This is a genomic window from Acinetobacter haemolyticus CIP 64.3 = MTCC 9819 (assembly GCF_000369065.1).
Taxonomy (GTDB): Bacteria; Pseudomonadota; Gammaproteobacteria; order Pseudomonadales; family Moraxellaceae; genus Acinetobacter; species Acinetobacter haemolyticus.
On the sequence record NZ_KB849803.1, the window covers coordinates 206,781 to 227,841 of the forward strand.

Consider the following 21,061-nt stretch of genomic DNA (forward strand, 5'->3'; position numbering starts at 1 on the left):
TATTTTACTTCAATAACAACTCATTAATACGCTTCACATAAGCAGCAGGATCTTCAGGTAAACCACCTTCTGCAATCACCGCTTGGTCAAAGATTACATTCGCAAGATCATCAAATTGCGCTGAGCTCTCAAGTTTTTTCACCAATGGATGCTCTGGATTAATTTCCAAAGTCGGCTTGACCTCTGGAACTGCTTGCCCTGCTTGCTTCAGCATACGAATCAATTGAGAAGAAAGTTCACCCTCACTGGTGACTAAACACGCAGGAGAGTCAACTAAACGTGTAGTGACACGAACCTCTTTAGTTTTGTCTTTTAATGAGTTACTTAAACGCTCAACGACTGGTTTAAATTGCTCTGCGGCTTCTTCAAGTGCTTTTTTCTCGTCAGCATCTTGTAAATCACCTAAGTCCACGGCGCCTTTAGAGACATTCTGTAATGGTGTACCATCGAACTCATGCACAAAATTCATTGCCCAGTCGTCAACGCGATCTGCCATTAACAATACTTCAATGCCTTTTTTCTTAAACAACTCAAGCTGCGGTGAGTTTTTTGCAGCCGTTAAGCTATCGGCAGTCACGTAATAAATTGCTTTCTGCCCTTCTTTCATACGTGCTTTGTAGTCCGCAAAAGAAGTTGAAATCTCATCATTATTTGACGTCGCGTAACGTAATAGTTTCAAAATACGTTCACGATTGCCAAAATCTTCACCTAAACCTTCTTTAATTACAGAACCAAATTCTGAATAGAATTTTTTAAATTTCTCTTGGTCTTTTTCATCTTCTGATTTTGCCAAACCATCTAATAAGGTTAATACACGGCGCGCATTCCCTTCACGAATGGTTTTCACATCACGACTTTCTTGTAGTAATTCACGACTGACATTCAATGGTAAATCGGCACTATCCACTACACCTTGGACAAAACGTAAATAGTTTGGAATCAAGTTGTCTGCTTCATCCATGATGAATACACGTTTTACATACAACTTAATGCCGGCTTTGGCTTCACGAGTAAATAAATCCTGTTTTGCCTGACTTGGGATGTACAGCAATTGCGTATATTCCGTACTTCCCTCTACTCGATTGTGTGTCCAAGCGAGAGGTTCAGCAAAATCATGACTTAAATTCTTATAAAACTCGATATACTGTTCTTCAGTGATTTCACTCTTGCTACGTGTCCATAATGCACTTGCAGAGTTAATCGCTTCCCATTCATCAGTTTTGACCATTTGACCGCCTTTTGGCTCTTCACCCTCAGCGACCTCTTCTTCTTGCCAGACTTCTTTTTGCATTTCAATCGGCAAACTGATGTGGTCTGAATATTTATTAACGATTTGTTTAACTTTCCAAGATTCTAAGTATTCAAGTGCATCATTACGTAAATGTAAAATAATATCGGTACCACGGGTTTCTTTATCGATGCTTTGAACTTCAAACTCACCTGTTCCACCACTGATCCAGCGTACACCTTCTGCTACATCCAAACCCGCACGACGAGATTCAACGGTAATTTTATCAGCAACAATAAAACCTGAGTAAAAGCCCACACCAAACTGACCAATCAACTGCGCATCTGCTTTTTGATCACCTGTTAGTTTAGACATGAAATCCTTGGTACCTGATTTTGCAATCGTTCCGAGGTTATCAATCGCTTCCTGCTGACTTAAACCAATACCATTATCAGAAATTGTCAGTGTCTTATTGTCTTTATCAAGTGTTACACGCACACGTAAGTTTGGATCATTTTCATAATATTCAGGGTGATTAATCCCCTCAAAGCGTAATTTATCGCAAGCATCTGACGCATTCGAAATGAGTTCACGCAAGAAAATTTCTGGGTTGGAATAGAGAGAATGCGTCACTAAATGCAATAACTGAGCAACTTCAGCTTGGAAACTATAATTCTGTGAGGCTTGTTCACTCATACATCACTCCTTATTTGTGAGGCTTATCTATTTGCAATGATTTATGAATGGTGGATAACTCCAATTTTTCAATGCTTGTTTTTGAATTTTTACATCGAATCAATCCAAAATTAAGATCATAACCACAAAAAAACCTCACATTTGTGAGGTTTTAAAGAACGAATGAAGCTTAGAATTTATAGCTATAACCAAGTGTATATACCATTGGATTGATATCTAAGTCAGTCAGTTTTGTACCATTTAATCTTACTTCAGGCTTTAATTGAGCATAACGTGCATCAAAGAATACCCCCCAATTTTTCGCATCAGCAGGCTGGAAAGTAAAACCGAGTTGCCCCGCAAAACCGAAGTCATCTTTCACTTTAATTTTCTCACCTGATAACGGACCGACTGTTTTTTCATCCCATGCAAGAAATGCGGTTCCACCCACACCGATATAAGGCGTAAAAGCAGTTGAGTTCTTAAAATTATATTTGGCAGTAATGGTAGGTGGTAAATGTTTGAGCTTCACCACTTTCGTTCCGTCTAAAGAAACATCATGTGATATTGGTGTTGCTAGTAATAATTCAGCTGAGAATGGTGTATCCCCGAAAAAGTACTCGACTGACGGTGTAAAAGCAAATTCATAATCTGCTTTTAAAGTTCCCACATCAGCTATGGTTGTTTTATCTGTTGGAGCAATAACACTTGCTCCGACTTTAACCTGGAAACCTCCAGCAAAAACAGTTGAAGACATCCCCAATAAACTAACAACTAATAATTTTTTTAACATTTAAATAACCTCTTTAATAAAAAATAAAAACTTACATATTTATAATAATCATGAGTTTTGAAATTATGCAATACATATTAATTCTGACTATTTTAATCATATTTTCAAGCATATGATTCAAAAGGATATATATTTGTAAATATATGTAACAAAAACCAAACCCTAGCATTTTAGTTTAGTTTAAACATATGAAAACCAAGCTTTTTTATCAACTTTAATCATTAAAAACACATCGTTTTAAATAGAATTTATTTTATATATTTTAGTTTAAATTTATAAAATAAATGAAAAAGAAATCACAACAAAGTCAAAAAATGTCACTTTAATACCCAATTATTAAGTTTTTATCTATTTTTATCCTCCATCTTTTTAAAATCGTTTCGATTATTAATTAGCGAATAGAAAATATCTTTTAATCTGAGTTTTATACTTTATTATTTCTTAATATAAGAAGGCCCTAAAAGAGCCTTCTTTATTCTTTCCTATAGAACCATCGCTGCAATCCACCCAAAAACCAATAATGGCAGATTAAAATGTAAAAATGTCGGGACAACCGTATCTCGCATATGATCATGTTGCCCGTCGATATTTAAACCTGAAGTCGGCCCTAGAGTTGAATCGGATGCTGGTGAGCCTGCATCTCCCAAAGCAGCGGCCGTTCCTATAAGCGCAATTGTTGCCATAGGACTAAAACCGAATTGCAAACACAAAGGTACATACATGATTGCCAAAATTGGCACCGTGGAAAATGAAGAACCAATCCCTAAAGTAATCAATAATCCAACCAACAACATCACAAAAGCAGCAAGTGCCTTACTATCCCCAATCCATCCTGCAGTCGCTTTTACCAACTCAGGAACTTGATGTGTTGCCTCAATCACCGCAGCAAAACCTTGAGCTGCAATCATGGTAAAGCCGACCAATGCCATCATTCTCATTCCACTCACGATAACATCGTCAGCTTCTTTCCATTTAAAAATCCCAGCACAACTCAGAATTGCAACGCCCACTAATCCAGCAACAATCATAGAATCCGAGTAAAGCTGAACAATAATGGTTGCAATCACGGCAAAAGCTGCCATAAATAAGGTAAATCGTGCAATTTGTGGTGCTTGTTGCTCCTGTGCCATTTCGCCCACGATACTTCGTGTCACATTATGCAAGGGCTTATCTTCATATACTCGTGGCTTACGGTAGCTCACAAATAAAGCAGTCAACATGCCAAGAAACATCCCCCCCACAGGGATAATCATAGCGCGAGGAATTTGATCATTGCTGATTTGCAAACCATAACTCTGACCAAAATGATTGATGTTATGTGCGAGAATATCATTCAAAAATATTGCGCCAAATCCCATCGGCAAGAACATATAAGTTGCGACTAAGCCAAATGTAAGCACGCAAGCTACCGCTCTACGGTCTAACCGTAAATGATTAAACACAATGAGTAACGGTGGAATGAGTACAGGAATAAAAGCGATATGTACAGGAATAACATTCTGCGATGCAATAGCAGCGAGTCCGATAGTACTAAAAATGAGAAATTTCACCTGCTTTTGCGCACGAATATCTGCATCATTTTTAAGACTTTTAACCAGTTTATAGGCCAGAAGATCAGGCAACCCCGAACGAGCCAAAGCTAAGGCAAACGCACCTAAAACACCATAAGCGAGTGCGATTTTCGCACCACCACCCAAACCATTGTTGAATGCATCTAAAGTGCCTTGTAGCCCTAAACCAGCCAATAAGCCGCCAGTCAAAGCACCAATGACCAATGCAAATACCACTGGAACACGCCCCAAGGAGAGGCCGAACATGACAGCAACCGCTGCAATAATTGCAAACATAACTCTGAACTAAATGAAACGAGGGCGCCATTTTAGCAGAGTTTAAATTGAGCGATTGCTATCTGGTGTTTTTTATTTATGCATTTTTCACGATAAATTGACGAATATAATCCGCAATTTTTTCAGGTTGACTCAGTACCGCCCAGTGATTTGCATCCAACTCTACATACTCAAAATTTTCAACCCATTTTGGCATTGATTCAGTAATGTATTCTGGACTTACAAAGGCATCACGACGTAATACAATTGCCTGAACAGGACATTGTGCATAGCGCTGACGTGGCTGAGTTAAGGATGGAATAAAGTTAGCACGATACAAATTAATTCCATATTTACCATCCGCAACAATATTTGCATTTAATGGTAAACCTTGCTTCTTCTCAAGACCACTCAAGATTTTCCCCCATCTTTCTGGGCTAAAAAATGTCCATACGGTCGGGGCAAGCAAAGGTAAATGGAATGCGCCGATATACCAAGATTTCGTTAACATTTTCAAAACATTGCTTGGTGCGGATTTGAATTTTTCACGTAAATATAAAGATGCATGATCTAAACAAGGCCCTGAAATCGTTGTATAAGACAACAAACGCCCTTTGAGTTTCGGCTCAGTTGCTGATTCCCATGACTGTAAAGATCCCCAATCATGTGCTGCCATGTGGAAATTGCGGTTTGGTAAAACTTGATCAACCACTTCTTGTAGATCCAAAGATAAGCGCGGCAAACGATAATCTTTAATACGTTTTGGAATTGACGATAAGCCCGCACCACGTACGTCATAAGTTACAACAAAGTAATCATTTACTAATTTCTCGATGATCGGTTCCCAAACTTCTTGGTTATCTGGATATCCATGCACCAAAACCAATGGTGTCTTTTTCTGATCTCCCCATGTTTTAACACATAAGGTTTGTTGGTCAGATGTGGTCACTGTTTTTACTTGTACTTGCATAACTTTTTCCCATTTTGTTTTTTAAGTGGCTTGGTCATAAAACAGCCATTGCCAGTGATGCAATAAAAATGATACTTATGGAGTATGAATAGAGTTGCAAGAAAAAAAATTGACCATGAAAGCCTTTTTCAAAAAAATTCGCACCATTCCAGTTGTGTCTAAATTTATCATCAACCATTATTCACCTTATCGTGGTGCAGGTATCGCGATAGACACCATCGACCTAGAGAACTATTTTATTCGCGTCAAAATGCCACTGACACGAAAAAATCGTAATATCGTAGGTACACACTTCGGAGGCAGTCTTTATTCAATGGTTGACCCATTTTATATGCTTCTTCTGATGCATCATCTAGGTCACAAATATATTGTGTGGGATAAAAGTGCCTCGATTAATTTCCTCTCTCCAGGTAGAAATACGGTGTATGCAGACATAGAATTGAGTGCCGATGAAATTGCGGAAATTAAACGCCTGACCGCAAATTATGAACCAGTCTATAGACATTACACTTTGAATATCATTGATGAGGCAGGTACACGAATCGCAGAAGTCGAAAAAGTACTTTATATTCGACGTAAAAAACCCAAAGGCAGTTCAAACCAACACTGATTCAAAACAAAATGCCTGAAATTTATTTTTTCAGGCATTTTCTTAGCTCTCGTAAAGTGTAGATATATGCTCAACACTATTTCTTTTCTTGGATAGCAGCACCAGCACCACCACCGATTGCACCACCAATCGCAGCACCTGAGTCACCACCAAAAATTGCTTTTCCAACCACTGAGCCAATACCAGCACCGACTGCACTGCTCGTGGTTGTACTGCTACTACCACCTTTAGCATTTGCACCAACACCTGCGCCTGCTGCGGCACCAACACCTGCACCCAAACCGCCACCGACATGGTTACCTACGCCGCCACCAACTGCTCCGCCTAACGCTGCTGCACCAATACGCTGATCAGATGCACTCATATTTTGACAGCCTGCAAACATCACCGCCGATAACATTAAAGTAGATACTAAACCGATTGTTTTTTTCATGATCGTACTCACTCCTTTTATGCTCTACTGAAAAGCATAATCTTCTTTTATGGGGAATTTGATCACATTGTGTTACCAGTCTGTCCCAATCGATTGATATTTTGTAAAGTCGTTGCCTTGATGATCACATCACTAAAAGCAAAACTGAAAAAGCCCTTATCATCATAAGAGCTTTTGAATTATTTAAGCAGTACTGAGCCGATATTAGTACTTACCTTTTTTCTCACCATAAGCTGCACCAGCACTACCACCTAGCGCACCACCTGTTGCAGCACCAGCTTCACCACCTAATACTGCGCCACCCAACCATGCACCTACGCCAGCACCTATTGCACTATTACGCGTATTCTTACTGTTCGCACCTTTCGTATTCGCAGCAACACCAGCTCCTACAGCAGCACCAAGACCTGCACCTAAATTACCACCTAGATTTTTACCTACAGCACCACCTGCACCACCGCCAATTGCAGCAGCACCAATACGTTTACTTTCTGGACTTGCATGTTGACAACCCGCTAAGATTGTCGATGACATCAATACCGCACCCATTAGAATCATCATTTTTTTCATTTGAAATACTCCGCTTTTATATGCCGCTAGAATAATATGCTTTGATGAAGCTTTTACTCAGATCAAGTAACCAAATGCGAGTGCTATACCCTTTTTTTGTAATATTTTGCTCGTATTTTCTCCATTAAAAAAGGCACCCGAAGGTGCCTTTTTAATTCGTTAAGACTTAGAACTGGTCTGAGTTCAACGCTTGACTAAATGCTTGGTCAACTTCACTAAAATCATTATGAAGTTCAAATTCAGCAGCTTCTGCTTCTTGACGACGACGCTCTAAGTGATACGCAAGACCTGTACCCGCTGGGATCAAGCGACCCACAACAACGTTTTCTTTCAAGCCACGTAAGTCATCTTCTTTACCTGTTACAGCCGCTTCAGTTAACACACGTGTGGTTTCCTGGAACGATGCAGCAGAGATGAACGAGTCAGTAGACAGCGATGCTTTGGTAATACCCATTAACTGACGTTCAAACTTCGCTGGGAACTTGTTCTGAGCCAACACAGCTTGGTTCTCTTGAACAACGCGGATGTAATCCACTTGCTCACCTTTGATGAAGCTTGTATCGCCGCCATCAGTAATATCAACTTTACGCAACATTTGACGTACAACAACTTCAATATGCTTATCGTTGATTTTTACACCTTGGAGACGGTAAACGTCTTGAACTTCGTTCACGATGTAGTTCGTTAACGCCACTTCACCTTTCAAACGTAAAATGTCATGTGGGTTTTGTGGACCATCAGAAATGGTTTCACCACGGTTTACATGCTCACCTTCGAACACGTTGATTTGACGCCATTTAGGAATCAATTCTTCGTAGATCTCTGAACCGTCATCCGGTGTAATCACTAAACGGTTCTTACCTTTGGTTTCTTTACCGAAGCTTACAACACCTGATACTTCTGCAAGGATCGCATGTTCTTTCGGCTTACGTGCTTCGAACAAGTCAGCTACACGTGGAAGACCACCGGTAATATCACGCGTACGTGAAGTTTCTTGTGGTACACGACCAATAACGTCACCCACACCAATCGTTTCGCCATCACGGACTGTTACGATTGTGTTCTGTGGCAAGAAGTAGAACTGTTCACCGCCATCAGTTGTATCCAACACGATTGCAGGACGTAAATCTTTACCAGAAGCAGGACGCGCTGTTACAGGCAAGATTTCAACAGTGGTCATACCTGTTGCATCATCAGTTTTCGATGTCGCAGTTACGCCATCAGCGATCTGGCTGAAACGTGCTTTACCTGCAACCTCAGTAACAAGTGGATGGGTATGTGGATCCCAAGTCGCTACGATACCACCAGCTTCTACAGACTCACCATCTTTGATTAAGATGCTTGCACCATAAGGAAGCTTATAACGCTCACGCTCACGACCTAAGTCATCCGCAATACCAATTTCGCCTGAACGCGAAACTGACACTAAGTGACCTTTGGCATGCTGTACAGTTTTCACGTTGTGGAAACGTACAGTACCTTTGTTACGAACTTGAACACTGTTCGCAGCAGAAGTTCGGCTCGCAGCACCACCGACGTGGAAGGTACGCATCGTTAACTGTGTACCTGGCTCACCAATTGACTGCGCAGCCATAACACCCACAGACTCACCTGGATTTACCAAGTGACCACGTGCAAGGTCACGACCATAACAACGTGCACACACACCGAATGTAGATTCACAAGCGATTACAGAACGTACTTTAACTTCATCGACACCCGCTTCTTCAAGCTGAGCAGCGATTTTCTCGTCTATGAGCGTACCACGAGGTAATACTACTTCATCATCAGAAGCACGACGTACATCTTCAGCTGTTACACGACCTAATACACGGTCACGTAATGGCTCGATGACATCACCACCCTGAATGAACGGAGTCATCACTAAACCACCTGCTGTACCACAGTCAGGTTCAGTAATTACCAAGTCTTGCGCTACGTCTACAAGACGACGAGTCAAGTAACCAGAGTTTGCTGTTTTCAATGCCGTATCGGCCAAACCTTTACGTGCACCGTGTGTCGAGATGAAGTACTGAAGTACTGTCAAACCTTCACGGAAGTTTGCTTTAATTGGGGTTTCAATAATCGAACCGTCTGGTTTCGCCATCAAACCACGCATACCTGCAAGCTGACGAATCTGAGCTGCCGAACCACGGGCACCTGAGTCAGACATCATGTAGATACTGTTGAATGATTTCTGCTTCTCATCTTCACCTTGTTTGTTTTTAACAAGTGTATAAGACAAGTTATCCATCATCGCTTTAGCAACTTGGTCATTGGTACGCGCCCAAATATCGACCACTTTGTTATAACGCTCACCAGCAGTTACGAAACCTTGCTCAAACTGTTGTTCGATTTCACGAACTTCTGTTTCTGCCTTGTCAATAATAACTTGTTTAGTTGGTGGAATTAACATGTCTTCCATACCAACAGATACACCTGAGCGCGTCGCTTGACGGAAACCCAAATACATCAATTGGTCAGCGAAGATAACAGTGTCTTTCAAACCAAGCTTACGGTAGCAAGAGTTGATTAACTTCGAGATGTTTTTCTTGGTCATCTCAAGGTTGATCATATCGAAGCTTAAACCTTGTGGAACAACTTCCCACAACAAGCAACGACCAGGTGTCGTATCAACAATAATTGTTTGTTGTTCACGCTCACCATTTTCATCAATTACAGTTTGGTGTACACGTACTTTTACACGTGCGTGAATCGCTACTTTACCCGTTGCCAATGCGCGGTTTACTTCGTGAGTATCCGCAAACACCATGCCTTCACCCTTGGCATTTACTGCATCACGTGTGATGTAGTAAAGACCCAATACAACGTCCTGAGAAGGAACGATGATTGGTTCACCATTTGCAGGTGACAAGATGTTGTTTGTTGACATCATCAATGCACGAGCTTCAAGCTGCGCTTCCAATGTCAATGGAACGTGTACCGCCATTTGGTCACCATCGAAGTCGGCGTTAAACGCAGCACATACGAGTGGGTGAAGACGGATCGCCTTACCTTCGATCAGAATAGGTTCAAACGCTTGAAGACCCAAACGGTGAAGTGTTGGCGCACGGTTCAACATCACTGGATGTTGACGAATCACGGAAGCAAGAACGTCCCAAACTTCTGGCGTCTCACGCTCAACCATTTTCTTCGCAGCTTTAATGGTTGTTGCTTGGCCAGAGGCTTGTAGTTTCGCGAAAATAAATGGCTTGAATAATTCAAGTGCCATCTTCTTCGGAAGACCACATTGATGCAGACGTAAAGTAGGACCTACAGTAATTACCGAACGACCAGAATAGTCAACACGCTTACCTAACAAGTTTTGACGGAAACGACCTTGTTTACCTTTGATCATATCTGCCAAAGATTTCAATGGACGTTTGTTCGAACCTGTAATCGCACGACCACGACGACCATTATCAAGCAACGCATCAACAGACTCTTGTAACATACGTTTTTCGTTACGTACGATGATGTCTGGCGCAGCAAGGTCGAGAAGGCGCTTCAAACGGTTGTTACGGTTGATCACACGACGATATAAATCGTTCAAGTCTGAAGTCGCGAAACGACCACCTTCAAGTGGTACAAGCGGACGTAAGTCTGGTGGAAGTACAGGAAGTACGTTCATCACCATCCATTCAGGCTTATTGTTCGAATCTTTGAATGCTTCCATCAACTTCAAACGCTTAGACGCTTTTTTAAGTTTCGTCTCAGAAGTTGTTTGCGGAATTTCTTCACGTAAACGAGCAATCTCAGCTTCAAGATCGATATCTTTTAATAAATCCTGAACTGCTTCTGCACCCATTTTCGCAGTGAATTCATCACCGTGTTCTTCAAGTGCATTGTAGTATTCTTCGTCTGTTAAAAGTTGATACTTTTCAAACGGAGTCATACCAGGATCAGTAACAACATAAGATTCGAAATACAATACACGCTCGATATCACGTAATGTCATATCAAGAAGTAAACCGATACGGCTCGGTAATGATTTCAAGAACCAAATATGTGCAACTGGTGATGCAAGGTCAATATGACCCATACGCTCACGACGAACTTTTGCTGTTGTAACTTCAACGCCACATTTTTCACAAATGACGCCTTTGTATTTCATACGCTTGTATTTACCACACAAGCATTCGTAATCTTTTACTGGACCAAAAATTTTGGCACAGAACAAACCGTCACGTTCAGGTTTAAAAGTACGGTAGTTAATGGTTTCAGGCTTTTTAACTTCACCGTGAGACCATGACTTAATCATCTCTGGCGACGCAAGACCAATACGGATACGGTCAAATTCAACGGGTGCATGACCTTCTGAATCCGTTTTCTTACGCATGATATCGAGCAAGTCTTTCAATTTTTTTCTCCGTGTGTCGAGGAGCTACACTCACTCAACTGGGTCACAAATATTGTTTTTTAACTGAATAATCCTCCCTCAGTCCCTCCTTTTTCTGAGGAGGGAAGCCCCTACTCTTTCGAGTGGGAACTCCCCCTTTCATAAAGGGGGCTGAGGGGGGATTAATGGCTAATTAGTCACCATTTTTCAGTTCAATGTTGATACCTAAAGAACGGATCTCTTTGGTCAATACGTTGAACGATTCAGGCATACCCGGATCCATATAATGGTTACCATCTACAATATTCTTATAGATGCGTGTACGACCTTCAACGTCATCCGACTTCACAGTAAGCATTTCTTGAAGCGTATATGCTGCACCGTATGCTTCAAGTGCCCATACTTCCATCTCACCGAAACGCTGACCACCGAATTGTGCTTTACCACCAAGCGGCTGTTGTGTCACTAGTGAGTAAGAACCAGTTGAACGCGCATGCATCTTGTCATCAACCAAGTGGTTCAATTTGAGCATGTACATATAACCGACAGTTACAGGACGATCAAACTGTTCACCAGTACGACCATCAAACAATACGGTTTGACCAGTACGTGGCAATTCAGCAAGCTCAAGTAACTCTTTAATTTGACTTTCTTCAGCACCATCAAATACTGGTGTCGCCAAAGGCACACCTGCACGCAGGTTACCTGCAAGTTTTAAAACTTCTTCGTCGGTTAAGCTATCAAGATCTTCTTGTTCGCCACCAACTTTGTTGTAAATCTTGTCGAGGAACGCACGCAATTCAGCAATCGTACGTTGCTGTTGGAGCATCTTATCAATTTGCTCACCCAGACCTTTTGCCGCCATACCCAAGTGAGTTTCAAGAATCTGACCCACGTTCATACGTGATGGTACACCCAATGGGTTCAATACGATATCAACTGGCACACCGTGAATATCATGCGGCATGTCTTCTACAGGTAAGATATTTGATACCACACCCTTGTTACCGTGACGACCCGCCATCTTATCACCAGGCTGAATACGACGCTTAACCGCAAGGTAAACCTTAACAACTTTTAATACACCCGTTGTTAATTCATCACCTGTAGAAAGCTTACGCTTCTTCTCTGCAAATTTCTCATCGATTTCGATGCTCTTCTCTTTCAAGAACACTTGAATTTGCGTTAAACGTTCAGCAATCGCTTCATCAGCTGGTTGGATTTCAAGTAAATCAACAAGCTCTAAACCAGACAATACATCTTCTGAGAGTTTATCGCCGCGCTTAGTTGTACCGCCACCATTTGACTCTTGACCTTTCAACAAGCGAACAATACGTTCACGTGCTGCTTCTTCGAAGATTTTGTATTCTTCTTTCAAGTCTTTACGGTATGCATCAAGTTGAGCTTTCTCAATTGCTTGCGCACGCTCGTCCTTTTCTAAACCATCACGTGTGAAGACTTGAACGTCAATCACTGTTCCTTTGGTACCAGACGGAACACGCAAAGATGAATCTTTTACGTCTGCCGCTTTTTCACCAAAGATTGCGCGAAGTAATTTTTCTTCAGGTGTTAACTGAGTTTCACCTTTAGGCGTTACCTTACCAACTAGGATATCACCCGCAGTCACTTCAGCACCGATATAAACAATACCTGACTCATCCAATTTAGACAGTGCTGCTTCACCAACGTTAGGAATATCGGCAGTAATTTCTTCTGCACCTAACTTAGTATCACGTGCTACACATGACAATTCTTGAATGTGAATCGACGTTAAACGATCTTCTTGAAGAACACGCTCAGAAAGTAAAATCGAGTCTTCATAGTTATAACCGTTCCATGTCATGAACGCGACGCGCATGTTTTGACCCAGCGCAAGTTCACCCATGTCAGTCGAAGGACCGTCAGCCAAGATATCACCACGAGCAACTTTGTCGCCCAAGTTCACGATGACATTCTGGTTAATACATGTGTTCTGGTTTGAACGTGTATATTTGATCAGGTTATAGATATCTACACCTGCTTCACCCGCAATCATTTCATCTTCGTTGACACGAATAACGATACGAGATGCATCTACATACTCAATCGCACCACCACGGTTTGCGATCACACACACACCCGAGTCGCGCGCTACGTTCGCTTCCATACCTGTACCAACAAGCGGCTTGTCAGCACGTAATGTAGGAACAGCCTGACGTTGCATGTTCGAACCCATCAATGCACGGTTCGCATCATCGTGTTCAAGGAATGGAATCAATGATGCCGCAACTGATACTACCTGCTGTGCAGAAACGTCCATATGCGTTACGCGTTCAGGCGACATACGTACGAATTCACCTTGATGACGCACAGAAACCATTTCTTCAGTTAAATTACCATCTTTATCAACTGCAGAGTCGGCTTGTGCAATGACAGTCCCTACTTCTTCAATTGCAGATAAATATTCAACATCATCAGTTACACGACCATCGACAACTTTACGGTATGGTGTTTCCAAGAAACCGAAGTCATTTGCTTTTGCATAAACAGAAAGCGAGTTGATCAAACCAATGTTTGGACCTTCAGGCGTTTCAATCGGACAAACACGACCATAGTGAGTTTGATGTACGTCACGTACTTCGAAGCCCGCGCGTTCACGTGTCAAACCCCCAGGACCAAGTGCAGATACACGACGTTTGTGTGTAATCTCAGACAATGGGTTGTTTTGGTCCATGAACTGAGATAACTGGCTTGAACCAAAGAACTCTTTGATTGCAGCAGCAACTGGTTTCGCGTTGATTAAATCTTGTGGAGACAAGTTATCAGTTTCTGCTTGGCTTAAACGCTCTTTAACAGCACGTTCAACACGCACTAAACCAACACGGAATTGGTTTTCTGTCATTTCGCCAACAGAACGTACACGCCGGTTACCTAAGTGATCGATATCATCGACTTCACCTTTACCGTTACGGATTTCCACCAATGTACGAAGTACATCAATGATATCGTCGTGTGATAAAATACCTTCAACTTCACGAGACTTCTGATCAGTACCCACTTCGTAAGGACGACCCAAACGACGGTTGAACTTCATACGACCCACTGGAGACAGGTCATAACGCTCAGAAGAGAAGAACAAGTTATTAAATAAGTTTTCAGCAGCTTCTTTCGTTGGCGGCTCACCTGGACGCATGACTTTATAGATTTCAACAAGTGCTTCTTCACGACCTGTTGTTGTATCTGCACGTAAAGTATCCGCAACGAAAGGACCACGATCGATATCGTTGGTGAACAGAATATTAAACTGTTTCACGCCGCCTTCAGCGATTTTCACCATCACTTCATGGCTAAGCACCGTATTTGCAGGAATTACATCACCATCTTTCAATGTGATATCTTCAGCTGTAATACGCTCATACAAGTATTCATCAGGTACTGAAAGCTTCGCTAAGTTCGCTGCTTCCATTTGACGTACGTGACGTGCATTAATACGTTTGCCTTGTTCAACAATCGCTTTGCCATCGTTATCTAAGATATCAAATTGCGCCATCTCACCACGTAGGCGATCTGGAACGAGATCAATTTGATAGCTGCCCATATCTAAATAGACAGGTACTTTTTCGTAGAACAAATTCAGGATTTGCTCATTGGTATAATTTAAAGCACGTAAAATCACAGTCGCCAATAATTTACGACGACGGTCAATACGTACGAATACTAAATCTTTAGCATCAAATTCGAAATCTAACCATGAACCACGGTAAGGGATAATACGTGCTGAATACAACACTTTACCGCTTGAGTGGGTCTTACCCTTGTCATGATCAAAGAATACGCCTGGCGAACGGTGTAATTGAGATACGATTACACGCTCAGTACCGTTAATAACGAATGTACCGTTATCGGTCATGAGTGGCATTTCACCCATGTAAACTTCTTGTTCACGAACGTCTTTAATTGATTTGGTTTCGCGATCTTTAATGATCAAACGAATTTTTACGCGCATTGGTGCCGCATAAGTTGAACCACGTAAAATACATTCACGTACGTCAAACTCTGGTTTACCAAGACTATACTCAACAAATTCTAAAGCAGCATTGCCAGAATAACTTTCAATAGGAAAAACTGAACGAAATGCGGCTTGGAGACCGATATCTTCGCGATTTTTTGGAGTTTTGCCACCTTGTAAGAAAGTACGGTACGAATCGACTTGAATCGAAAGTAAGTACGGTGCTTCCATTACGTGGGGCAATTTACCAAAATTCTTACGAATCCGTTTCTTTTCGGTATATGAGTATGCCATCTGGAGTCCTCGGAAAGTAAACTAAGCCGCCTGCAGAACGGGCTTAGAAGGAATTACGCAAGCCGATATGGCCACCACTGTTTACAAATGCTGCAATTTTTAGTGGTATTAAAACGCTTAACAATATTTTTATAAGCAAAAAAATATTGGTAAGCGTTTGATATTTAGCCGTTTGTTCTAATTATATGCGTCAAAAACGCAAAACTAACAAAAAACGAGCCGATTATTGTAACGCAAAAAGGCTGATGACCCAAGAGCCATCAGCCATTTTTTGGAGCCGATTTTCAAAAAATCGACTCCCTACAGCATTACTTAAGTGTAACTGTAGCACCAGCTTCTTCAAGCTTCTTCTTAAGTTCTTCGCCTTCTTCTTTAGAAACGCCTTCTTTAAGAACAGCAGGAGCGCCTTCAACAAGATCTTTAGCTTCTTTAAGACCAAGACCAGTAGCTTCACGAACTGCTTTAATTACAGCAACTTTGTTAGCACCGAAAGAAGTCAACTCAACGTTGAATTCAGTTTGTTCTTCAGCAGCAGCAGCGCCAGCACCTGGAGCAGCAGCTACAGCTACAGCAGCAGCAGATACGTTAAATTTTTCTTCGAAAGCAGAAATTAATTCAACAAGTTCAAGAACTGTTTTTTCAGCAACTGCGTTTAAGATTTCTTCGTTTGTTAAAGCCATGAGAATAACTCCAAATGGATATTGAATGGTGTGAAAATAGGATTAAGCCGCTTCTGACTCGTTTTTCTCTTTGAGCGCTGTAATGAGGCGACCCAATTTCGAAATAGGAGCTTGAAGAACAGAGGCAAGCATAGTAAGCGCTTTCTCTTGGTTCGGAAGGTTTGCAATTACGCTAACTTCAGCACCTTTATAAAGCTTGCCATCAAATGCAGCTGCTTTAAGTTCAAATGCTTTATTAGTTTTCGCAAATTCTTCGAACAAGCGTGCAGCAGCACCCATGTCGTCTTCAGAAGTAGAGAAACCGAGAATTGTTGGACCAACAAGGTCGTCATTCAAGATATCAAATTGAGTACCTTCAAATGAACGCTTAGCCAAAGTGTTACGCACGATACGTGTAGTAACACCTAACTTACGAGCTTCAACACGAAGTGTTGTTAATTGCTCTACAGTTAAGCCTTGATAGTCAGCAACAACGGCAGAGAACGCTTTAGAAGCAACTTCGTTTACTTCTGCAACGATCTGTTTTTTGTCTTCGATAAGAAGAGCCATCGTAAAACCTCCTAACGGTGATTTATGCATCCCAAAAGATGCACTCCCAATTCGTAAGTCTGACTAAGACTTACACGCGGAGGAGGAATAAATCACACCACCGCGTCTACTCAGACTGGAAGATTAAGAAAAACATTCGAAAATATTTCTCGCCTGAGGTCTTTGACGCTGATAAATATTCATTTATCAATTCAAAGTTTGCTTAGACTTTTTCAAAGAAAAAGTCTAAGGCTTTAAAATTCTGTCTAATTACTTAGAAACGTTGCTTACATCAACGATCAAACCAGGACCCATAGTTGAGCTCAAAGTGATCTTTTTAACGTATACACCTTTAGAAGTTGCAGGCTTTAAGCGTTTTAAATCTGCAATTAAAGTTTCAACGTTTTGACGTACTGCTTCTTCGCTAAAACCAAGCTGACCGATTGCAGCGTGGATGATACCTGCTTTGTCTACACGGTAACGTGCTTGACCAGACTTCGCATTCTTAACCGCGTTAGCAACGTCAGGCGTTACTGTACCCACTTTAGGGTTTGGCATTAAGCCACGTGGACCAAGAATAGTACCTAACTTACCAACAACGCGCATTGCATCTGGAGCAGCAATTACGACATCAAAGTCAAGATTTCCACCTTGAATGCTTTCAGCAAGGTCATCAAAACCAACAACGTCAGCACCTGCTTCTTTCGCAGCTTCAGCAGCAGCGCCTTGAGCAAAAACTGCAACACGTACAGTTTTACCTGTACCTGCTGGTAAAGTTGTCGCACCACGAACAACCTGATCAGATTTACGTGGGTCTACGCCAAGGTTTACAGCGATATCTAAAGATTCTTTGAACTTCGCAGCTGGTAAGCTGTTAAGAACTTGTACTGCTTCTTCCAAAGTGTAAACTTTGTTTGCTTCTACAGCTGCAGCAATGGCTTTTTGACGTTTAGTTAACTTTGCCATGTCTTATAGCTCCACTTCCAAGCCCATAGAACGTGCAGAACCAGCAATGGTGCGCACACGAGCGTCTAAATCAGCACCAGTTAAGTCTGGTTCTTTAGTAGTCGCGATTTCTTCTAATTGAGCACGAGTCAACTTACCAACTTTAGTTTTGTTTGGTACAGAAGAACCCTTTTGAATACCAGCAGCTTTCTTAAGAAGAATAGATGCAGGTGGAGTTTTCATGATGAATGTGAACGACTTATCGTTGTACACAGTGATCACGACAGGAATTGGCAAACCAACTTCAAGTTTTTGTGTAGCAGCATTGAATTCTTTACAGAATGCCATGATGTTTACACCACGTTGACCTAAAGCAGGACCAATTGGTGGAGATGGATTTGCTTTACCAGCTGGAACTTGCAGCTTGATATAGCCGTCAATCTTCTTAGCCATTGAAAATTACCTCTGGGTACAAGCGCCGCTAGGCTCCCCAAAAATTAAACAACACCGAAGTGTTAGAACAACAATGCCCGATCAAATCGGGCGCTTCTCAACCAGTTCAAATTAAACTGTTTTTTCGACTTGGCGAAATTCCAGCTCAACCTGAGTAGGTCGATTAAATACATTAATTGTCAACGTTAAACGTGACTTATCGTATTGAACTTCCTCCACGACCCCTTTAAAGTCAGTGAACGGACCATCAATAACGAGCAATTCTTCACCTGGTTCAAACATCGTCTTAGGACGAGGTGCTTCACCAAGATTACGTACACGAGCAAGAATCGCATCAGCTTCACGCTGAGTGATTGGCGCAGGTTTTTCTGGTGTTCCACCAATAAAACCAAGAACTTTCGGACACTCTTTCACGATGTGCCAAGTATCATCATTCATTTCCATTTCGACTAGCACATAGCCAGGAAAGAATTTACGCTCAGACTTGCGCTTTTTACCGTCCTTCATTTCAACTACTTCTTCAGTAGGAACAAGAACTTCACCAAAGCTATCAGCTACCGTGCTACGTTGAATACGTTCATTAAGCGAACGCATCACTTGCTTTTCAAAACCTGAATAGGCATGAATAATATACCAACGCTTCATCGCACCTTACCCGATAATTAACTTAATAAACCAGCCCAACCCGTAATCAAAACACCACAATACGATTGCTGTTACAATTACAACCACAAGAACTTGCCACGAGGTGGTCATCGTCTCTTGTTTTGTCGGCCAAGCCACTCGACGTAGTTCTATCCGCGCATCTAGCAATAAACGCACAAAGCCTTTACCTTGATGGGTGGCGTATAATAAACCTAAAGCGACCGCGATACAAGCCAAAATTACCCCAATGCGCACCCAAATATCATTTGCTGGTGCCCAATAGGCAGGTAAATGCTGATTTACCATTGCTGAACCAATCAGCAAAGTCAATGCAATCAACCATAAGACAACATCTAATGGAGAACCTGAGCTTACAATTTCTGCAGCGTTATTTCTTTGAGGGATTGGCGCGTCGCTCGATGCGTCACGCGATTTATCATTCGACATTTTTTTACTCGTCGTAGAATTCGCGACTTATTATATGACAACTTAGCCAGAATCAAGCGTTTTTATTTAAAAAAAGTGGCAGGTCAGGAGGGACTCGAACCCCCAACATTCGGTTTTGGAGACCGACGCTCTACCAATTGAACTACTGACCTATGATGCAAATCGAAAGCCGAAGCTTCCGATTTGAGTTTCATAATCTATTATGCAGTTACTTTCGCAACAACACCAGCACCTACAGTACGACCACCTTCACGGATCGCAAAACGTAGACCTGGGTCCATTGCGATCGGGTGGATTAACTCTACTGACATTTCTACGTTGTCACCAGGCATTACCATTTCTACGCCATCTTGTAATTTGATCGCGCCAGTTACGTCAGTTGTACGGAAGTAGAACTGTGGACGGTAACCGTTAAGGAATGGAGTGTGACGACCACCTTCTTCTTTAGAAAGTACGTATACTTCTGCATCGAATTTAGTGTGTGGCTTGATTGAACCTGGTTTAGCAAGTACTTGACCACGTTGTACGTCTTCACGCTTAGTACCACGTAAAAGAACACCACAGTTCTCGCCCGCACGACCTTCGTCAAGAAGTTTACGGAACATTTCTACGCCAGTTACAGTTGTTTTAACTGTATCTTTAATACCAACGATTTCAACTTCTTCGCCTACTTTAACGATACCAGACTCAACACGGCCTGTTACTACAGTACCACGACCAGAGATTGAGAATACGTCTTCGATTGGCATCAAGAATGCTTTGTCGATCGCACGCTCTGGCTCAGGAATGTAAGAATCAAGCGCTTCAACAAGTGCAAGAACTGAAGACTCACCGTATTGACCAGCATCACCTTCTAACGCTTTAAGCGCAGAACCACGGATTACTGGAGTGTCATCACCTGGGAAGTCATAAGTAGAAAGAAGTTCACGAACTTCCATTTCTACTAATTCAAGTAATTCTTCATCATCAACAAGGTCACACTTGTTCAAGAATACGATAATGTACGGTACACCAACCTGACGTGAAAGAAGGATGTGTTCACGAGTTTGTGGCATTGGACCATCAGTCGCAGCACATACAAGGATCGCGCCGTCCATCTGAGCAGCACCAGTAATCATGTTTTTAACATAATCGGCGTGGCCCGGGCAGTCTACGTGAGCGTAGTGACGGATTGGAGAATCGTATTCTACGTGTGAAGTATTAATTGTAATACCACGTGCTTTTTCTTCAGGAGCAGAGTCGATTTGCGAGTAATCTTTCGCTTCACCGCCGTAAGTTTTTGCACAGATTGTTGCAATCGCAGCAGTTAAAGTTGTTTTACCATGGTCAACGTGACCAATTGTACCCACGTTTACGTGTGGTTTGTTACGTTCAAACTTAGCCTTAGCCATTTTGATTTTCCTCGTTTACGTCGACACCAGTTTAGAGAAAAACAACCCTGAAAAACTTTCTTTATCGACATTCGCCTAAAAAACTAGACACCTAATACTTGAAAAGCAGACTATAATAGCCTGCTTCTTTAAAATCTTGTAGAAATTCTACTAAGCTGTATATCTGGAGCTCTTATCGAGATTTGAACTCGAGACCTCTCCCTTACCAAGGGAGTGCTCTACCACTGAGCTATAAGAGCGATCTCT

16 protein-coding genes and 2 tRNA genes are annotated in these 21,061 nt (G+C 41.8%); 1 reads left to right on the plus strand and 17 read right to left on the minus strand.

The annotated features are described in order from the left end of the window. Window positions 1-4: 4 nt before the first annotated feature. From htpG to F927_RS09285, 4 genes are all read right to left on the minus strand, one after another. Window positions 5-1,924, minus strand: a complete 1,920-nt coding sequence (htpG, locus tag F927_RS09270) for a molecular chaperone HtpG (protein ID WP_005083903.1) — start codon at window positions 1,922-1,924, stop codon at window positions 5-7. A gap of 169 nt (window positions 1,925-2,093) precedes the next feature. Beyond that, entirely contained in the window at window positions 2,094-2,696 is a 603-nt protein-coding gene (locus tag F927_RS09275; RefSeq protein ID WP_004637650.1) for an OmpW/AlkL family protein, read from the minus strand. A 482-nt stretch (window positions 2,697-3,178) separates the two neighbouring features. Further along, window positions 3,179-4,543 (minus strand): Na+/H+ antiporter family protein, encoded by a 1,365-nt coding sequence (locus F927_RS09280; protein ID WP_004637649.1) that lies wholly within the window; start codon window positions 4,541-4,543, stop codon window positions 3,179-3,181. A gap of 76 nt (window positions 4,544-4,619) precedes the next feature. After that, window positions 4,620-5,492: an alpha/beta fold hydrolase gene (locus tag F927_RS09285; RefSeq protein ID WP_005083906.1), complete on the minus strand. Its 873-nt coding sequence runs from the start codon at window positions 5,490-5,492 to the stop codon at window positions 4,620-4,622. A gap of 94 nt (window positions 5,493-5,586) precedes the next feature. Between F927_RS09285 and F927_RS09290 the strand changes: the two genes are divergently transcribed. Continuing rightward, a complete protein-coding gene (locus F927_RS09290; RefSeq protein ID WP_005083908.1) occupies window positions 5,587-6,102 on the plus strand; it encodes a DUF4442 domain-containing protein in 516 nt (171 codons plus the stop codon). A gap of 76 nt (window positions 6,103-6,178) precedes the next feature. Here F927_RS09290 and F927_RS09295 read toward each other — a convergent pair whose 3' ends face one another. From F927_RS09295 to F927_RS09355, 13 genes are all read right to left on the minus strand, one after another. Next, window positions 6,179-6,535 (minus strand): YMGG-like glycine zipper-containing protein, encoded by a 357-nt coding sequence (locus F927_RS09295; protein WP_005083909.1) that lies wholly within the window; start codon window positions 6,533-6,535, stop codon window positions 6,179-6,181. A gap of 204 nt (window positions 6,536-6,739) precedes the next feature. Then, a complete protein-coding gene (locus F927_RS09300) occupies window positions 6,740-7,105 on the minus strand; it encodes a hypothetical protein (protein ID WP_004637645.1) in 366 nt (121 codons plus the stop codon). A gap of 166 nt (window positions 7,106-7,271) precedes the next feature. Beyond that, the gene (gene rpoC, locus F927_RS09305) at window positions 7,272-11,465 is read right to left on the minus strand and encodes a DNA-directed RNA polymerase subunit beta' (protein WP_004637644.1); all 4,194 of its coding nucleotides are present in this window, start codon (window positions 11,463-11,465) and stop codon (window positions 7,272-7,274) included. A gap of 172 nt (window positions 11,466-11,637) precedes the next feature. Continuing rightward, complete coding sequence (gene rpoB / locus F927_RS09310) at window positions 11,638-15,726, minus strand: DNA-directed RNA polymerase subunit beta (RefSeq protein WP_004637643.1); 4,089 nt, start codon at window positions 15,724-15,726, stop codon at window positions 11,638-11,640. 308 nt (window positions 15,727-16,034) lie between these two features. After that, on the minus strand, window positions 16,035-16,406 hold the full coding sequence (rplL, locus tag F927_RS09315) for a 50S ribosomal protein L7/L12 (protein ID WP_004637642.1): 372 nt from the start codon (window positions 16,404-16,406) through the stop codon (window positions 16,035-16,037). Window positions 16,407-16,448: 42 nt separating this feature from the next. Further along, on the minus strand, window positions 16,449-16,955 hold the full coding sequence (rplJ, locus tag F927_RS09320) for a 50S ribosomal protein L10 (RefSeq protein WP_004876417.1): 507 nt from the start codon (window positions 16,953-16,955) through the stop codon (window positions 16,449-16,451). Between the two features lie 249 nt (window positions 16,956-17,204). Further along, the gene (gene rplA / locus F927_RS09325) at window positions 17,205-17,900 is read right to left on the minus strand and encodes a 50S ribosomal protein L1 (RefSeq protein ID WP_004637640.1); all 696 of its coding nucleotides are present in this window, start codon (window positions 17,898-17,900) and stop codon (window positions 17,205-17,207) included. A 3-nt stretch (window positions 17,901-17,903) separates the two neighbouring features. Then, window positions 17,904-18,332, minus strand: coding sequence for a 50S ribosomal protein L11 (gene rplK / locus F927_RS09330; RefSeq protein WP_004637639.1), 429 nt, complete (start codon window positions 18,330-18,332; stop codon window positions 17,904-17,906). Between the two features lie 111 nt (window positions 18,333-18,443). After that, window positions 18,444-18,977: a transcription termination/antitermination protein NusG gene (gene nusG, locus F927_RS09335; RefSeq protein ID WP_004637638.1), complete on the minus strand. Its 534-nt coding sequence runs from the start codon at window positions 18,975-18,977 to the stop codon at window positions 18,444-18,446. A gap of 6 nt (window positions 18,978-18,983) precedes the next feature. Further along, the gene (gene secE / locus F927_RS09340; RefSeq protein WP_004637637.1) at window positions 18,984-19,424 is read right to left on the minus strand and encodes a preprotein translocase subunit SecE; all 441 of its coding nucleotides are present in this window, start codon (window positions 19,422-19,424) and stop codon (window positions 18,984-18,986) included. 76 nt (window positions 19,425-19,500) lie between these two features. Next, window positions 19,501-19,576 (minus strand) — tRNA-Trp (locus tag F927_RS09345). Between the two features lie 48 nt (window positions 19,577-19,624). Further along, window positions 19,625-20,815 carry an elongation factor Tu gene (tuf, locus tag F927_RS09350; protein WP_005081540.1) on the minus strand — a complete coding sequence of 397 codons (1,191 nt, stop codon included), beginning with the start codon at window positions 20,813-20,815 and terminating at the stop codon, window positions 19,625-19,627. A 164-nt stretch (window positions 20,816-20,979) separates the two neighbouring features. Continuing rightward, window positions 20,980-21,054: transfer RNA gene (locus F927_RS09355), tRNA-Thr, on the minus strand. Window positions 21,055-21,061: the final 7 nt, after the last annotated feature.

Bases quoted from the DNA above. Each gene is read 5' to 3' on its own strand.
- htpG (WP_005083903.1), bottom strand. From the start codon at position 1,924: ATGAGTGAACAAGCCTCACAGAATTATAGTTTCCAAGCTGAAGTTGCT.
- F927_RS09275 (WP_004637650.1), bottom strand. From the start codon at position 2,696: ATGTTAAAAAAATTATTAGTTGTTAGTTTATTGGGGATGTCTTCAACT.
- F927_RS09280 (WP_004637649.1), bottom strand. From the start codon at position 4,543: ATGTTTGCAATTATTGCAGCGGTTGCTGTCATGTTCGGCCTCTCCTTG.
- F927_RS09285 (WP_005083906.1), bottom strand. From the start codon at position 5,492: ATGCAAGTACAAGTAAAAACAGTGACCACATCTGACCAACAAACCTTA.
- F927_RS09295 (WP_005083909.1), bottom strand. From the start codon at position 6,535: ATGAAAAAAACAATCGGTTTAGTATCTACTTTAATGTTATCGGCGGTG.
- F927_RS09300 (WP_004637645.1), bottom strand. From the start codon at position 7,105: ATGAAAAAAATGATGATTCTAATGGGTGCGGTATTGATGTCATCGACA.
- rpoB (WP_004637643.1), bottom strand. From the start codon at position 15,726: ATGGCATACTCATATACCGAAAAGAAACGGATTCGTAAGAATTTTGGT.
- rplL (WP_004637642.1), bottom strand. From the start codon at position 16,406: ATGGCTTTAACAAACGAAGAAATCTTAAACGCAGTTGCTGAAAAAACA.
- rplJ (WP_004876417.1), bottom strand. From the start codon at position 16,955: ATGGCTCTTCTTATCGAAGACAAAAAACAGATCGTTGCAGAAGTAAAC.
- rplA (WP_004637640.1), bottom strand. From the start codon at position 17,900: ATGGCAAAGTTAACTAAACGTCAAAAAGCCATTGCTGCAGCTGTAGAA.
- rplK (WP_004637639.1), bottom strand. From the start codon at position 18,332: ATGGCTAAGAAGATTGACGGCTATATCAAGCTGCAAGTTCCAGCTGGT.
- nusG (WP_004637638.1), bottom strand. From the start codon at position 18,977: ATGAAGCGTTGGTATATTATTCATGCCTATTCAGGTTTTGAAAAGCAA.
- secE (WP_004637637.1), bottom strand. From the start codon at position 19,424: ATGTCGAATGATAAATCGCGTGACGCATCGAGCGACGCGCCAATCCCT.
- tuf (WP_005081540.1), bottom strand. From the start codon at position 20,815: ATGGCTAAGGCTAAGTTTGAACGTAACAAACCACACGTAAACGTGGGT.